Raw genomic sequence first — 13,443 nt, 5'->3', positions numbered from 1 at the left:
TCTGAAAAATTCGGGATGGAATACGCTGATAATTAGAATTACGGTGCGCGCTCATGTGCACCGTAATTATTATCTGATGGAGAAGAATGATGGGGATCAATCTTGAGAATATGTCACGCAAAGACCTTTTGGCTTTGCGCAATGACATTGAAAAAGCTTTGGTCAGGGCAGAAAAACGCGAACGACAGGAGGCTTTGAAAGCTGCAGAAAAGGCTGCGGCAGAATTCGGCTTCTCTTTGTCTGAACTGTCCGAAGAAACGTCGCGCGGCGTTAAGCCCACAAAAACAAAGGCTAAATACCGTAATCCGGAGAACCCCGATCAAACCTGGACCGGTCGCGGCCGCAAACCTCAATGGGTGCATGACGCGCTGACGGCAGGCGCGGATATTTCTGATCTGGAAATCTAATCTGAGCGATTTGGGAAATGACAATTCATATTGGCGCCGAAAAAGGCGAAATAGCTGAAACCGTTCTATTGCCCGGTGATCCCTACCGGGCGAAATGGGCGGCCGAGACGTTTTTGGATGATGTCAAACAGGTCAATAACGTTCGGGGAATGCTTGGCTTTACCGGAAACTGGAAGGGAAACCCCGTAACAATTCAGGGAAGCGGCATGGGAATGCCGTCCCTTTCCATTTATGTAAACGAGTTGATCCGCGATTACGATGCGAAAACCCTGATCCGCATCGGATCCTGCGGGGGGATGCAGGACAGCGTCAAAATTCGTGACGTTATTCTGGCCATGACATCAACCACGCTGAGCACGCCGTCGCGCGGCATCATGAAAGAGCTCAACTTTGCGCCCTGCGCCGATTGGGGGCTTCTGCAAGCTGCCGCCACAGCGGCTGCCGCCAAGGGAACGCCGACCCATGTTGGTGGAATTTACTCGTCAGATGTCTTTTATGACGAACGTCCAGATCTCAATGAACAGATGGTGCGTCACGGCATTCTGGGGGTCGAGATGGAAGCGGCCGAACTCTATATCCTGGCGGCGCGCCACAAATGCCGAGCCTTGGCCGTTCTCACTGTTTCCGACCACCTGTTGACCGGAGAGGCCCTGCCATCGTCAGAACGTGAAAGCAGCTTTGGTGAAATGGTGGAAATCGCGCTTCAGGCTGCGTTCCCCAACAGCTGATGGTGGGCAGGCACGAGGAAACGGGTGCCTGCCTTTGCTAACGCCCGTGCGAGCGATCATAACCATTGCTCGCAGGGCTGTCCCACCCCTTCAAATCACCACTGGCAGGAGCGAATACCTCGACCAGCAAGGGGTGGCATGCAGCCGTGTCCGAGGAATGTTCCGAGGAACAATCCCCGCCCGGGCAGGCGCTGAGGTTGCCCAGCAAATCAATCTCGGCAAAAAATTCCAGAAAATCCCCCGGCCGCACGGGTGAGGCTTTCATGAAGTACTGACCCGTGTCGCGGGTGAAACCGGTACACATGAAGACGTTCAGTACGTCGTGCACCGCTGGTTCGGCTTCGGTCAGCGGAATATTGAGGTGATCCGCAAGCGCGCGGGTCAGGTTGGAGTGGCAACAATGATGGTATTGCGTACCGGACAAAAGGTTGCCCGTATACGGATCGCATCGCGTGCCGATGACGTCATGAACCGACCCCCCATAGGAATCGATCCCGTACCACTCCAGCGTATCCGCAATAATCGTGGCCATCGGGCGCAGATGAGGAAAACTGGACCACATCCGCTCTCCGGTGGTCAGATGCGTGCCATGCAGCGCCCGGGTTTTTCCGGAATAGAAGCGTTCCGACAGGTCGTTTCGGTTCCAGAGGTTCAGATCGCCAACCTGCGGCCCCTCGACGGAAGTGATGCGAAAGAAATGGCCGGCAGGCACTTCAAAACAACGTGCATCACGTGGCGGCACCAGCACTTCGCCCGTTTTGCTTGCGCGTTCGCGAAGGGACTTCATCCAAGTCACATCCGGTCGCGGCAATGCCTCGTTCGGGTAACAGATGACAGGGGAAACCGCGCGACGGGCTTCGGCATCTTCAGGCGGGTGGAGAGTGTTTTCTGAAACGGTCATGCCGGGCAGAGTGGCGCATTATTCAACCCTCGGAAAGCCCTATCTTTCAGGGGTCACGCGCCTTCAAACACTGCAAAGGTTGGTCCAGTGCAGTGATTTCGGCACCGCAGAAGCTGCACCGCCAGATGCCGTGGCTCTTGTCCTGCCGCCACCTGCAATCACGTGTCAGCCCGGAATGGCGCGAGCGCCAGAGGAAATAGGCAAACACGCCGGCCGCCAGAAGAAGCAGAAGAACAGGCATCCCTCTGCTTTGCCGATAAACCGTCAGTTTGCAAGCCTTGCAGCCTGTATCAGGCTGCGTTTGCGTATTCGAAAAGCTCTGGTTCCTTGTCAGCCTTCGCAGGTTCGGGCGTGTAATAGGCCCATGCCTGTTCAAGCAGTTCCAGCGCGTCTTGGGCGTCGCTTTTCCGTTTGGATGTGTCTTTGCTCATTGGAGTGATCCTGACTAAAGCTCATCACTCCTCCCTGCCAAAAAAATAAGGCAATGCAGCCGGGGCTGCATCGCCTATTTTTGCAAGATGGACATGCGAAAAACGCAAATCGGGCCTGTGTTTAGACCGCGCGCTCGACCATCATCTTCTTGATCTCGGCAATCGCCTTGGCCGGGTTCAGACCTTTCGGACAGGTCTTGGCGCAGTTCATGATGGTGTGACAGCGGTAGAGCTTGAACGGATCTTCCAGTTCATCCAGACGCTCACCAGTGGCTTCATCCCGGCTGTCGATGATCCAGCGATAGGCATGCAGCAAGGCCGCGGGGCCAAGATAGCGATCACCATTCCACCAGTAGCTGGGGCATGAGGTCGAGCAGCTGGCGCACATCACGCATTCATAAAGACCATCCAGCTTCTTGCGATCTTCGATGGATTGTTTCCATTCCTTCGCAGGGCGATTGGTCTTGGTTTCCAGCCACGGCATGATGGACGCATGCTGGGCATAGAAATGAGTCAGATCAGGGATCAGGTCCTTGACCACCGGCATATGCGGCAGCGGATAGATTTTCACATCGCCCTTGATCTCATCCATGCCATAGATACAGGCCAGCGTGTTGATCCCGTCGATGTTCATCGCGCAAGATCCACAGATGCCTTCGCGGCAAGACCGGCGGAACGTCAACGTCGGATCGATCTCGTTTTTGATCTTGATCAGCGCGTCCAGTACCATCGGACCGCACGTATCCATATCAACGAAATAGGTGTCGACACGCGGGTTCTGCCCGTCATCGGGGTTCCAACGATAGATTTGGAACTTGCGCACGTTCGTGGCGCCGTCCGGCTTTGGCCAGGTCTTGCCGGTGGTAATCCGGGAATTCTTGGGCAGGGTCAGTTGAACCATGTCAATTCTCCATTCAGCACAAGGCCGCCTTTCAGCCTGTCCGGGCGCATTCAGACGCCCCTCGGTTATAATGCCCCCAATGGGCGATGTTCACGTCGAAATCCGGCGAAAGCCAATCCGCAAGGCTTTGCGGATCGTCCCGGTCGATATCAAAGCGCAGAAAGCGCGGGTTGTCGTCAAAGAAAGCTTCGACCTCGGAATGGTGCACGTCATACATATGCGCCCAGCCCCGTTTTACCTCGTCGGCCGTCTGTCCATTGGCCTTGCAGCATCGCTCTAGGTACCTACCGCCGGAATGGTTGGCACGTGATGCGATCCAGTCATCGCGATTGCGCGTGTTCAGCAAGAAAAAGGCGTCGGGGTAAGCCGCGTGCAGCTCTCGAAAGAACCGCGCGCCGTCCAGCATGAAGCGCGAATTGACAAAGGCGATATCGGTGAAGGCCCGGACGGCACCAAACCCATCCAGCGGTCTGCGCCCCATGGCAATATTGGTTACCATCCGATGTGCAAGGTTTAGACCCTGTTCATCTTCCCAATGCACCGAAGGAATCCCGCTGTTCTGAAACAGCTTGTGAAACGAGGTCGTCGCACAGCGGTTCAAGCCGATCAGGATGATCTTGGGATCGCTTTGCCCGGATTTGAGTTTCTCGACCGTCATTGCGGGCACCAGCAAAGCATACGCCTTGGCACGCCTGGGATTTCACCATGACTTGCGCTTTTTTGAACGCCCCTCCGGCATGTGACATGATCAAAAGCGGCTTGTTTGGCTTCCCGGGTTGATATGGTGCTTGCGCCAGTCACACGTTCAACTCCGCTCGAACACTTTGAACGCGGCAAAGCTGTTCTTTGAGGCATGCGCATGCCCTTTGACGGCAAACGGGTTCTCTTCTTCACAATAGAGCTGCCAGCCGGGCATGAATTCTTCAACCCACAGGGAATACGGGCGATGGCGCACATGCTGGTTGGAAGGGTTCTGGTCAAAATCAGACGAATAGATAACGACAAAACGCTTTGCCAGTCCGAACAACCGCCGCATGTAGTTTTCGAAAACGCTGTCTTCGGTCAGATGATAAATGACATCCAGCGAAAGAGAAACGTCATGCGGCTCAACCTCGGAATCGGCGTTTTTGAACACCCAATTGGGGCGGGATCGAAAAACTTCGTTGCAGCGCCGAACGCAGAGGTCCGAGACATCTAGACCGGTATAATTCGGGATATCAAACAATTGCGCCTGATTTCCGTCGCCCGATCCCAATTCTACAACCGAGTCCACGCCTTCCATCTCGACCATCGTGTTGATGAAATTCGCTTTGTAGACAGCAAGACGCCCGTAAGACCCCGCTCCCGAGGTCTTGCCGCGCTCATATCGGCGTTGCCAATAATCGGTCGAAGAAAACTCTGCCATCTCGCCCCTGTTCCTGACCAGCCCTTAGAACGTCCGCGCTTTGGGCGCGATTTTCTGCAAGCTGATACCGCCTTGGTCCTCGGTCGTCAGCGGATCAACGATGACCGGACGATAGCTTAGCTCAACCTTGTTGCCCTCGACCCGGCTGACCGTGTGAACACGCCAGTTTTCGTCATCACGCTCGCTGAAGTCTTCATGCGCGTGGGCCCCTCGGGATTCCTTGCGGGCCTCGGCGCCGACGATGGTGGCAAGCGCGTTTGGCATCAGGTTGGTCAGTTCAAGGGTTTCCATCAGATCGCTGTTCCAGACCAACGAACGGTCTGTGACCTTCAGGTCGTCCATCTTTGCGGCAATCGCCGTCATCTTCTCGACGCCTTCGGCCATGGTCTTGGCGGTTCGGAACACGGCCGCATCCGCCTGCATGGTCTTTTGCATCTCAAGCCGAAGATCGGCGGTTGGGATTGAACCGCTGGCGTTACGCACCGCATTAAAACGGTCAAACGCCTTGTCGACCGACGCCTGGTTCAGAACCGGGTTGGGGGATTCGGCGTCGACAACCTTACCAGCCCGGATCGCCGCCGCCCGGCCAAAGACCACAAGGTCAATCAGCGAGTTCGACCCCAGTCGGTTCGCACCGTGGACCGAGGCACAACCGGCTTCGCCAACGGCCATCAAACCGGGAACGACCGCAGTCGGATCCTCGGCAGTTGGGTTCAGAACCTCACCCCAATAGTTCGTGGGGATACCGCCCATGTTGTAATGCACGGTGGGCAGAACCGGGATCGGTTCCTTCGTGACATCCACACCCGCAAAAATCTTGGCGCTTTCCGAGATACCGGGCAGGCGCTCCGCCAGAGCTTCGGCAGGCAAGTGGCTGAGGTTCAGGTGAATGTGATCCCCTTCGGCCCCTACGCCACGTCCCTCGCGGATTTCCATGGTCATCGAGCGCGAAACGTAATCGCGTGGTGCGAGGTCCTTGTACTGGGGCGCATAGCGCTCCATGAACCGTTCACCTTCCGAGTTTGTCAGGTACCCGCCCTCGCCGCGCGCGCCTTCGGTGATCAGACAGCCCGAACCGTAGATGCCGGTAGGGTGGAACTGAACGAATTCCATATCCTGCAAGGCCAGCCCGGCACGGGCCACCATGCCGCCGCCATCGCCGGTGCAGGTATGGGCCGAGGTGGCGCTGAAATAGGCACGGCCATAGCCGCCGGTCGCCAATACCACCATCTTGGCGTTGAAGACATGCATGGTGCCATCGTCCAGCTTCCAGCAGACGACACCCTGACATTGACCGTCTTCGGACATGACCAGGTCAATGGCGAAATATTCGATGTAGAACTCGGCGTTGTTCTTCAACGACTGCCCATACAGTGTATGCAGAATCGCGTGGCCGGTCCGGTCGGCAGCTGCACAGGTGCGCTGTACCGCAGGACCTTCTCCGAATTCAGTGGTGTGTCCACCGAAGGGGCGCTGATAGATCTTGCCCTCTTCCGTACGGCTGAACGGAACGCCATAGTGCTCCAGCTCGTAGACCGCCTTTGGCGCCTCGCGGGCAAGGTACTCCATCGCATCGGTATCGCCCAACCAGTCCGAGCCCTTGACGGTATCGTACATGTGCCATTGCCAATGGTCGGGGCCCATATTCGACAACGACGCGGCAATGCCACCCTGCGCGGCCACGGTATGAGAACGGGTTGGGAAAACCTTGGTCACGCAGGCCGTACGCAGGCCTTGTTCCGCCATGCCCAATGTCGCCCGCAGACCGGCCCCACCGGCGCCAACAACGACCACGTCATATTCATGCGTTTCGTATTCGTATGCAGCCATTTCTTTCAGCTCCGGGAATTAGAGGGCAATGCGCGCGATGGCGAAGATACCGGCCGCAGCCGCACCGTAGGACAGGCAGGTCACCAGAATGATCAGGACCTTTTCAAGCGTGCCGTGAACATAGTCCTCAAGCATCACCTGCGCACCGTCTGCGAAGTGTTTGAAGCCAACTGCCAGCGTCAGTGCTGCCACGATGGCAGGGAAGGGCCGCGAATAGTATTCAAGTACCACGTCAAACGGCTGACCCAGAACCGGGCCGAAGGTGAAAACAAACAAAGGCACAAGGATCAGCAGAGCCACCGAGCTGACTTTCATCGCCCAGAAATGGGCGGTGCCGGATTTCGCCGAGCCAAGGCCAGCGGCGCGTTTGCGGTCGGTCAGATAACGCATGTCAGGCCTCCAATCACGCGACGATGACAAGGGTCAGAAGGGTCAGCACGACCGATCCGATGACAACGGCCCAGCCCAGCTTTGTCGCTGTGGGAAGGTCCAGCCCAATCGCATTGTCCCAGATCAGGTGCCGTACACCGGCCAGCGTGTGATACCAAAGACCCCATACGGACAGAGCCATCACCAGATCGCCAAGCACCGAAGTAATCACTCCGTTCGCAACGGCGAAGGCCTCGGGCGACGTTGCTGCGGCCAGAAACCACCAGACGATCAGCAGCGCCGCCAGCAGTAGCGCGTTTCCGGTGATGCGTGTCAGGATGGATGTGACCGACGTCAGCTGTGGACGATAGATCGACAGGTGCGGCGAAAGTGGGCGGTTGCCCCGATTTACATCGGCCATGGCGGCTCCTTTTCGGTTGGCTACCGAACGTTTTACTGTTTTTTGCGACACTGTCACGTGCTGCGGGTGCAAAAACCACTAAATTCAGCGCAATTTGACGGATTATTCCGGTATGTGATCACACAAAATATTGTCGTGATCACATTTAACATTCCCCTTCATCAATGTTAGCGATTTCAAGATCAAAGGCATGTGATCACGAATCTCCTGACTGTCATTTCAGGCCCGCCGTTTGCTGCGTCACTTCGCGCAGCAGTTTCTTGCGAATTCGTTCCGGGTAGTCCGCGAAGCCCGAGGCCGAAACGACAAAAGCGCCCTCGCCCACGATGACATTTTCGAAGAAATAGGCCGTCAGGTCCGGTTCACTTTCTTCGATGGCCAACGCATTGACGACAATGCCTCGGTCCCGCAAAGCCGCGTGAACTTGCGTCGGTTCGACGCCTTCATTGGATACGCCGTCCCCCGACAGATCGATCAGTCTCCGTTTGCAATCGGATACGGACTCAAACGCGTCCAGCGTCGTGTGCAGCGCCTCGCCAATCGCAGTCGAGAAGTTCCGCCAGATGCGTGGATCTTCGGCAACCTGATCGGCAAAACGATCCAGCGCCGCGAAACTGTCGACTCGAGTCCAGGGGATCGTGACCTGCTGGCGCGACGACCCGGTCCATTGCACCAGCATCAACTGAGCCTGACCACGAACCAATACCTCGGACACGATCGGGTCGCGCAGACCAGCGGCCAACCCGTCCATCTGGATACGAAACTCGCTGGCGTCGACCGAGCCGGAAACATCAACCGCCAAGGCCAGCGCCAGATCGCAGGCCTGAGCCGCCGGCGCCAGACAAACGCTGGTCAATATCGCGCGCAGAATATGCATGGTGCAAGCCTAACACGGCTTGCACGCAAAAGGCTCACATTACCGTCAGCAGGCCTATTGCGGCATGAGCGCCCAATAATCGAGGTCCAGAAGAACATCCGGCAAATACCGGCCCTCGTCATTCTTCAACACGAACGGATCACCACCCTTTGTCGCCACCAGACGCAGGCGGATCGCACCCACGCCGGGAACACCGGTTTCCGCCTTATCCAGAACTTCGGACCAGGCCTTGATCGTGTCGCCCGCGAAGCATGGGTTGGCATGCGCGCCGCCATTCAGGCCGACAATCATCTGCGCGTTCGCAAGCCCATTGAACGACAATGTCCGCGCCATCGAGATCACGTGCCCGCCATAGATCAACCTGCCTTCCGGGCGGAACGTCAGGTCGAAATGCACCTTGGCGGTGTTCTGCCACAATCGCGTGGCCAGCATGTGTTCGGCCTCTTCCACGGTGACGCCGTCCACGTGGTCGATTTTCTCTCCGATTTCATAGTCGCCCCATCGATGCGCTTCACCGGCCAAAGCGAAATCGTAATTCGAGAAATCCAGACCTTCGGGCACGATCAGATCCTGGGGCGTCAAGGCCTTCTTCAATTCGGGAACAACCGTTTCGGGCGCTGGCGCATTCACGTCTGCCTTGCGCACCATCACCCAACGGACATATTCGATGACGACTTCGTCCAATTGGTTCAATCCACGGGTGCGGACCCAGACGACACCTGTTTTCCCGTTGGAATTCTGTTTGACGCCAATCACCTCGGACACAGATCGCAGGGTATCACCGGCATAGACGGGTTTCAGCCAGCGGCCTTCACCATAGCCAAGATTGGCAACCGCGTTCAACGAGACATCCGGAACCGTTTTGCCGAACACCAGATGAAACGCCGCCAGATCATCAAGCGGACTTTCCGGCAAACCGCAATCCCGGGCAAATTCGTCCGAAGAATACAGCGCGTGACGCGCGGGATAAAGCGCGTGATACAAACCGCGTTCGCCCTCGGTCACTGTGCGCGGCACGGCGTGATGCAACACCTGCCCTACAGAATAATCCTCGAAGAAACGGCCCGGATTTGTTTTTACCATTACTGCTGTCCCAGTTTCATGTCGGGGGAATAGTCGGCGTCGACCTCTTTGGTCACAGCCTGCGCACACCGCATTACATTGTTGGCTGAGTCAAAGGCATAGGACGGGTCGCCGTACAGCTCCCATCCCTTCGCCAGCGCATCTGACACTTTGTGGCAGAAGGCTGACGTGTCTTCTTCGGTCAACAAACGATAGAGTTTCGCCATGGGGTCAGGTCCTCATGAGCCAAACGGAGACGGACCGACCAGGCCGTGGATATATCCGATAATCCCCAGCAGCACGATCGACGCCACAAAGAACATGGCATCCTTGCCATAGGTTCCCGGCTCACTGGGCGTCCAGTCGGGTTCGGTCTTGTTGATCACAACAACTTCGACCACGGCCCATGCCAGAAGACCGCCGAACAGGATGATCGAGGCCAGATCTCCGTTCACCAGCAAATGCGCAAAGGCCCACAGCTTGAAACCACCCAGCATCGGATGGCGAAACTTGTTCAGCACCCGGCCTTTGGTGCCCGCGGGGCTCATCATGAAGATCGCGATCAGAACCAACAGATTATTGACGTGAATCAGGAAGGTCGGCGGCGCCCAGACATAAATGAAGTCGGTCATGCGATAGCCGAACACCATCAGCAGGATCGACGCTACCAGCGCCAGGGCTACTGCACCCTTGCCCCCGTCGCCCATCGCGGCACGGCGTTCAGGCGCCACACGTTTGAACAGATGCGCGGCCCACCACAGTGCCACGCCCAAGATCAGAAGAACAAAGCCCATGCTGGCTTACCCCGCTTGCAAAGCTGAAATCGCCTCTGCTTTTGCCAGAATTTCACGGGCCGTTGCAACGTGCAGGTTTTCAACGATCTTGCCATCCACGACGGCAACACCCTGCCCTTGCGCTTCGGTCTCTTCGAATGCCGAAATTTGGCGGCGGGCCAGATCGATCTCGTCATCCGATGGTGCGAAGGCCGTGTTGGCCACATCGACCTGGGCCGGATGGATCAGTGTTTTGCCATCAAAGCCCATGTCGCAGCCCTGCGCACACTCGGCGGCCAGACCCTCGGCATCCTTGAAAGCGTTGTAAACGCCATCAATGATGATCAGCCCTTCGGCCTTGGCGGCCAACAGGCACAGACCCAGCGAAGTCATCATCGGCAGGCGATCGGGGCGAAAGCGGGTTTGCAGCTCTTTGGCCAGATCGTTTGTGCCCATCACGAATCCGGCAATCAGCGGATGCGCGGCGATCTCGGCAGCGTTCAGCATTCCGCGCGGCGTTTCCATCATGGCCCAAATCGGCAATTCTCCGGTGATCGCCGCCAGAGCATCCACGTCAGCCGCCGAATTCACCTTGGGCAACAGGACTACATCGGCATCCATGTCGCGCACCGCCTCGGCATCGGCACGCCCCCATTCGGTGTCCAGCCCATTGATCCGGACGATCTTGACTCGCGCACCATAGCCCCCAGCGGCCAAGGCCCCTTTCAGCGTTTCGCGAGCGTTTTCTTTTTCGTCCGCTGCAACTGCATCTTCCAGGTCGAAGATGATCGCATCCACAGGCAAAGATCGGGCCTTGTCCAGGGCCCGGTCCCTCGAACCAGGAATGTAGAGAACCGAACGATAGGGGCGCAGACGAGGATCCATGGACCACTCCCATTGAAATAAAGTTGCGCGGAATGGGCCATTTTTTGCAGGAAAGTTCAAGCACAAAATCGCCGCACCGCAGCAAACCCGACGCAACGTGCGTTCCCTTAACCGGATTTCGTCCCTTGCCACGCACCCTGATCGGCAGTTGGAATCAAAAAGGGTGCGGCATGCAAAAGACGGTGTTCAAGATGACGATGGGGCTTGGGATCATGGTCCTGGCCGCGCAACATGTGCACGCTCAGGGTCAAAACTGTGCGCCCAGAGAGGCTGTGCTGGAACGGTTGCACGAGGCCTATGGTGAAACGCACAGGGGTTTGGGACTGGCCCGAAAAGGCGCCGTCATGGAGCTTTTTGCCTCGGACGAAACCGGCAGTTGGACGATCACGGTGACTTTGCCAAACGGGATCACCTGCCTTGTGGCTTCGGGTCAGGCTTTTGAAGAGGTGGTCGAGGCGCTGCCACCCAATGCCTGATCAGGTAAGCGCGTCCCAGATCAGCTTGCTGCCGGTGAGCGTCAACAGCACATAGGCAAGCCCGAAGAACAGGCGTTCGGACAACATGAAGTGTGCCCGGACGCCCAGCCATGCCCCCAGGATCGCAAAGGGTGTCAGCAGCAAATCCGCCCATAACGTCTGCCATGTGAACATACCCAGATACGCATAGGGTATGAATTTCGCGATATTGATCACCCAGAAAACCAGTACCGTACTGGCTTGAAATTCGGTTTTCGTCAGGCGTTGCGACAAAAGATAGACCGCTGCCGGAGGACCGCCGGCATGGCTGACGAAACTTGTGAAACCCGCGACCAGCCCGGCAAACAAACCGGAAGACGGCGGCAATCGCCTGGCAAACCCGCGCACCCACCCTTTCGACTGCGCGATGTGCCAGATTACGAACCCGACCGAGATGCCACCGATCAGCAGACGCAACAGATCATCATCCGTTGCACGGTAAAGCCACGCACCCACCGCCACACCGGGCAGCGCGCCAAGGATCAGCAGACGGGAATCCGGCCAGCTCCACCGCCTCCAATAGGGACCCAACGTGGCCACGTCGATCACCATCAAGATTGGCAGCATCAAGGCCAAAGCCTGCCCGGGCGTCAGGATCAAGGCCAGAATCGACGACGAGGCAAATGCCACGCCGGAACCGAAACCGCCCTTTGAAATACCGGCAAAGATCACGGCAGGGATCGCCACGGCAAAAAACATCAAGTTCAATTCGAACATGTGACAGTCCCGGTTTTGGCTTGTCTCAAAGGCCGTTTAGCGCAATCAAAGCAAGGCCTGCAAACAGTATGCGGTTGTATGCCACGTCGCAGAACTCTTGCCTATTGACGTTTTAACGACTAGCACGACCGCGATTTCAATACCGACCGGATATGGAGAAATTCCAAATGGCCAGACCCAAGATTGCGCTGATCGGCGCGGGGAACATCGGTGGCACGCTCGCACATCTCGCAGCTGTCAAAGAACTGGGTGACGTTGTCCTGTTTGACATCGCAGACGGGCTGCCTCAGGGCAAGGCGCTCGACATCGCTGAATCCGGCCCTTCGGAAGGGTTCGACGCCTCGATGAAAGGCACCAGCGACTATGCCGATATCGCTGGCGCGGATGTGTGCATCGTGACCGCAGGCGTGGCCCGCAAACCGGGCATGAGCCGCGATGATCTGCTGGGCATCAACCTGAAAGTCATGAAGTCGGTCGGTGAAGGCATCGCAGCCCACGCACCCGATGCGTTCGTGATCTGCATCACCAACCCGCTGGACGCGATGGTCTGGGCTTTGCGCGAATTCTCGGGCCTGCCGCACAACAAGGTCTGTGGCATGGCAGGGGTGCTTGACTCGGCACGCTTTGCACATTTCCTGTCGGAAGAGTTCAACGTCTCGATGCGCGACGTCACCGCCTTCGTTTTGGGCGGCCACGGCGATACCATGGTGCCGTCGGTCCGTTACTCGACCGTTGCCGGTATTCCGCTGCCTGATCTGGTCGAGATGGGCTGGACCACGCAAGAGAAACTGGACGCCATCGTGCAGCGCACCCGTGACGGCGGCGCCGAAATCGTTGGCCTGCTGAAAACCGGTTCGGCCTACTACGCGCCTGCAACGTCGGCGATCGAAATGGCCGAAGCCTATCTGAAAGACCAGAAGCGCGTTCTGCCATGCGCGGCCTACTGCAACGGTGAACTGGGTGTAGACGGGCTCTATGTCGGTGTTCCGACCGTGATCGGCGCAGGCGGCGTCGAGCGTATCGTTGACATCAAGCTGAACGAAGACGAGCAGGCAGGGTTCGACAACTCGGTGAACGCCGTGAAGGGTCTGATCGACGCGTGCAAGGGCATCGACAGCTCGCTGGCGTAAAACAGCTCTGAAGTCCGAATAACAGACCGGCCCGTTTCAGGGCCGGTTTTCTTTTGGTCCGCGCTTGTCCCGGTCGCAAATGTTGGCGCAA

The 13,443-nt window shown here is 57.3% G+C and carries 19 protein-coding genes; 4 read left to right on the top strand and 15 right to left on the bottom strand.

Annotated elements, in window-relative coordinates; all coding sequences use genetic code 11:
- The first annotated feature begins 89 nt into the window (after window positions 1-89).
- Together ACR0LI_RS14210 and deoD are read left to right on the top strand one after the other, a co-directional pair.
- Window positions 90-407 (top strand): H-NS histone family protein, encoded by a 318-nt coding sequence (locus ACR0LI_RS14210; RefSeq protein WP_171724264.1) that lies wholly within the window; start codon window positions 90-92, stop codon window positions 405-407.
- Window positions 408-424: 17 nt separating this feature from the next.
- The gene (deoD, locus tag ACR0LI_RS14205) at window positions 425-1,135 is read left to right on the top strand and encodes a purine-nucleoside phosphorylase (protein WP_171119690.1); all 711 of its coding nucleotides are present in this window, start codon (window positions 425-427) and stop codon (window positions 1,133-1,135) included.
- A gap of 37 nt (window positions 1,136-1,172) precedes the next feature.
- On the opposite strand, the gene ACR0LI_RS14200 is transcribed toward deoD, so the two are convergent.
- The 14 genes from ACR0LI_RS14200 to ACR0LI_RS14135 form a co-directional block, all read right to left on the bottom strand.
- Window positions 1,173-2,036, bottom strand: a complete 864-nt coding sequence (locus tag ACR0LI_RS14200) for an urea carboxylase-associated family protein (protein ID WP_171634920.1) — start codon at window positions 2,034-2,036, stop codon at window positions 1,173-1,175.
- Between the two features lie 46 nt (window positions 2,037-2,082).
- Window positions 2,083-2,277 carry a hypothetical protein gene (locus ACR0LI_RS14195; RefSeq protein ID WP_171641649.1) on the bottom strand — a complete coding sequence of 65 codons (195 nt, stop codon included), beginning with the start codon at window positions 2,275-2,277 and terminating at the stop codon, window positions 2,083-2,085.
- Between the two features lie 49 nt (window positions 2,278-2,326).
- Window positions 2,327-2,467: a hypothetical protein gene (locus ACR0LI_RS14190; RefSeq protein WP_210093330.1), complete on the bottom strand. Its 141-nt coding sequence runs from the start codon at window positions 2,465-2,467 to the stop codon at window positions 2,327-2,329.
- Window positions 2,468-2,588: 121 nt separating this feature from the next.
- Window positions 2,589-3,368 carry a succinate dehydrogenase iron-sulfur subunit gene (locus ACR0LI_RS14185; protein WP_152456842.1) on the bottom strand — a complete coding sequence of 260 codons (780 nt, stop codon included), beginning with the start codon at window positions 3,366-3,368 and terminating at the stop codon, window positions 2,589-2,591.
- Between the two features lie 31 nt (window positions 3,369-3,399).
- Entirely contained in the window at window positions 3,400-4,026 is a 627-nt protein-coding gene (locus tag ACR0LI_RS14180) for a sulfotransferase (protein WP_171634924.1), read from the bottom strand.
- 147 nt (window positions 4,027-4,173) lie between these two features.
- Complete coding sequence (locus ACR0LI_RS14175) at window positions 4,174-4,773, bottom strand: class I SAM-dependent methyltransferase (RefSeq protein WP_171634926.1); 600 nt, start codon at window positions 4,771-4,773, stop codon at window positions 4,174-4,176.
- Between the two features lie 24 nt (window positions 4,774-4,797).
- Complete coding sequence (gene sdhA / locus ACR0LI_RS14170; protein ID WP_480718715.1) at window positions 4,798-6,603, bottom strand: succinate dehydrogenase flavoprotein subunit; 1,806 nt, start codon at window positions 6,601-6,603, stop codon at window positions 4,798-4,800.
- Window positions 6,604-6,621: 18 nt separating this feature from the next.
- The gene (gene sdhD / locus ACR0LI_RS14165) at window positions 6,622-6,993 is read right to left on the bottom strand and encodes a succinate dehydrogenase, hydrophobic membrane anchor protein (protein WP_117870336.1); all 372 of its coding nucleotides are present in this window, start codon (window positions 6,991-6,993) and stop codon (window positions 6,622-6,624) included.
- Window positions 6,994-7,006: 13 nt separating this feature from the next.
- The gene (gene sdhC / locus ACR0LI_RS14160) at window positions 7,007-7,393 is read right to left on the bottom strand and encodes a succinate dehydrogenase, cytochrome b556 subunit (protein ID WP_152456838.1); all 387 of its coding nucleotides are present in this window, start codon (window positions 7,391-7,393) and stop codon (window positions 7,007-7,009) included.
- A gap of 214 nt (window positions 7,394-7,607) precedes the next feature.
- Window positions 7,608-8,270: a DUF1194 domain-containing protein gene (locus tag ACR0LI_RS14155; protein WP_480718714.1), complete on the bottom strand. Its 663-nt coding sequence runs from the start codon at window positions 8,268-8,270 to the stop codon at window positions 7,608-7,610.
- Window positions 8,271-8,324: 54 nt separating this feature from the next.
- Complete coding sequence (locus tag ACR0LI_RS14150) at window positions 8,325-9,353, bottom strand: MaoC family dehydratase (RefSeq protein WP_171634931.1); 1,029 nt, start codon at window positions 9,351-9,353, stop codon at window positions 8,325-8,327.
- Window positions 9,353-9,559 (bottom strand): DUF1737 domain-containing protein, encoded by a 207-nt coding sequence (locus ACR0LI_RS14145; protein ID WP_171634933.1) that lies wholly within the window; start codon window positions 9,557-9,559, stop codon window positions 9,353-9,355. Before ACR0LI_RS14145 ends, ACR0LI_RS14150 begins: the two co-directional genes overlap by 1 nt.
- A 12-nt stretch (window positions 9,560-9,571) precedes the next feature.
- On the bottom strand, window positions 9,572-10,126 hold the full coding sequence (locus ACR0LI_RS14140) for an NnrU family protein (protein ID WP_171634936.1): 555 nt from the start codon (window positions 10,124-10,126) through the stop codon (window positions 9,572-9,574).
- 6 nt (window positions 10,127-10,132) lie between these two features.
- Window positions 10,133-10,990 carry an HpcH/HpaI aldolase/citrate lyase family protein gene (locus tag ACR0LI_RS14135; RefSeq protein WP_480718713.1) on the bottom strand — a complete coding sequence of 286 codons (858 nt, stop codon included), beginning with the start codon at window positions 10,988-10,990 and terminating at the stop codon, window positions 10,133-10,135.
- A gap of 170 nt (window positions 10,991-11,160) precedes the next feature.
- Between ACR0LI_RS14135 and ACR0LI_RS14130 the strand changes: the two genes are divergently transcribed.
- The gene (locus tag ACR0LI_RS14130; protein WP_480718712.1) at window positions 11,161-11,466 is read left to right on the top strand and encodes a hypothetical protein; all 306 of its coding nucleotides are present in this window, start codon (window positions 11,161-11,163) and stop codon (window positions 11,464-11,466) included.
- Here the strand turns inward: ACR0LI_RS14130 and ACR0LI_RS14125 are convergent, their stop codons facing one another.
- Window positions 11,467-12,222, bottom strand: coding sequence for a sulfite exporter TauE/SafE family protein (locus tag ACR0LI_RS14125; RefSeq protein ID WP_209834667.1), 756 nt, complete (start codon window positions 12,220-12,222; stop codon window positions 11,467-11,469). It lies immediately after the preceding gene.
- A gap of 167 nt (window positions 12,223-12,389) precedes the next feature.
- Here ACR0LI_RS14125 and mdh point away from each other — a divergent pair, with 167 nt between their 5' ends.
- Window positions 12,390-13,352 (top strand): malate dehydrogenase, encoded by a 963-nt coding sequence (mdh, locus tag ACR0LI_RS14120; RefSeq protein ID WP_117870353.1) that lies wholly within the window; start codon window positions 12,390-12,392, stop codon window positions 13,350-13,352.
- The last annotated feature ends 91 nt before the right edge of the window (window positions 13,353-13,443 follow it).

The sequence above is a fragment of the Ruegeria sp. CL7 genome (assembly GCF_056536445.1).
The sequence above is the reverse complement of the archived record's forward strand: the minus strand, read 5'-3'. Positions and strand labels throughout refer to the sequence as shown.

What these genes read in the sequence shown, in the direction of transcription:
- sdhC (WP_152456838.1), bottom strand. Translation starts at nt 7,393, where the DNA reads ATGGCCGATGTAAATCGGGGCAACCGCCCACTTTCGCCGCACCTGTCG.
- ACR0LI_RS14190 (WP_210093330.1), bottom strand. Translation starts at nt 2,467, where the DNA reads ATGAGCAAAGACACATCCAAACGGAAAAGCGACGCCCAAGACGCGCTG.
- ACR0LI_RS14180 (WP_171634924.1), bottom strand. Translation starts at nt 4,026, where the DNA reads ATGACGGTCGAGAAACTCAAATCCGGGCAAAGCGATCCCAAGATCATC.
- ACR0LI_RS14150 (WP_171634931.1), bottom strand. Translation starts at nt 9,353, where the DNA reads ATGGTAAAAACAAATCCGGGCCGTTTCTTCGAGGATTATTCTGTAGGG.
- ACR0LI_RS14210 (WP_171724264.1), top strand. Translation starts at nt 90, where the DNA reads ATGGGGATCAATCTTGAGAATATGTCACGCAAAGACCTTTTGGCTTTG.
- sdhA (WP_480718715.1), bottom strand. Translation starts at nt 6,603, where the DNA reads ATGGCTGCATACGAATACGAAACGCATGAATATGACGTGGTCGTTGTT.
- ACR0LI_RS14175 (WP_171634926.1), bottom strand. Translation starts at nt 4,773, where the DNA reads ATGGCAGAGTTTTCTTCGACCGATTATTGGCAACGCCGATATGAGCGC.
- ACR0LI_RS14140 (WP_171634936.1), bottom strand. Translation starts at nt 10,126, where the DNA reads ATGGGCTTTGTTCTTCTGATCTTGGGCGTGGCACTGTGGTGGGCCGCG.
- ACR0LI_RS14125 (WP_209834667.1), bottom strand. Translation starts at nt 12,222, where the DNA reads ATGTTCGAATTGAACTTGATGTTTTTTGCCGTGGCGATCCCTGCCGTG.
- ACR0LI_RS14130 (WP_480718712.1), top strand. Translation starts at nt 11,161, where the DNA reads ATGCAAAAGACGGTGTTCAAGATGACGATGGGGCTTGGGATCATGGTC.
- ACR0LI_RS14200 (WP_171634920.1), bottom strand. Translation starts at nt 2,036, where the DNA reads ATGACCGTTTCAGAAAACACTCTCCACCCGCCTGAAGATGCCGAAGCC.
- sdhD (WP_117870336.1), bottom strand. Translation starts at nt 6,993, where the DNA reads ATGCGTTATCTGACCGACCGCAAACGCGCCGCTGGCCTTGGCTCGGCG.
- ACR0LI_RS14135 (WP_480718713.1), bottom strand. Translation starts at nt 10,990, where the DNA reads ATGGATCCTCGTCTGCGCCCCTATCGTTCGGTTCTCTACATTCCTGGT.
- ACR0LI_RS14195 (WP_171641649.1), bottom strand. Translation starts at nt 2,277, where the DNA reads ATGCCTGTTCTTCTGCTTCTTCTGGCGGCCGGCGTGTTTGCCTATTTC.
- mdh (WP_117870353.1), top strand. Translation starts at nt 12,390, where the DNA reads ATGGCCAGACCCAAGATTGCGCTGATCGGCGCGGGGAACATCGGTGGC.
- ACR0LI_RS14145 (WP_171634933.1), bottom strand. Translation starts at nt 9,559, where the DNA reads ATGGCGAAACTCTATCGTTTGTTGACCGAAGAAGACACGTCAGCCTTC.
- ACR0LI_RS14185 (WP_152456842.1), bottom strand. Translation starts at nt 3,368, where the DNA reads ATGGTTCAACTGACCCTGCCCAAGAATTCCCGGATTACCACCGGCAAG.
- ACR0LI_RS14155 (WP_480718714.1), bottom strand. Translation starts at nt 8,270, where the DNA reads ATGCATATTCTGCGCGCGATATTGACCAGCGTTTGTCTGGCGCCGGCG.
- deoD (WP_171119690.1), top strand. Translation starts at nt 425, where the DNA reads ATGACAATTCATATTGGCGCCGAAAAAGGCGAAATAGCTGAAACCGTT.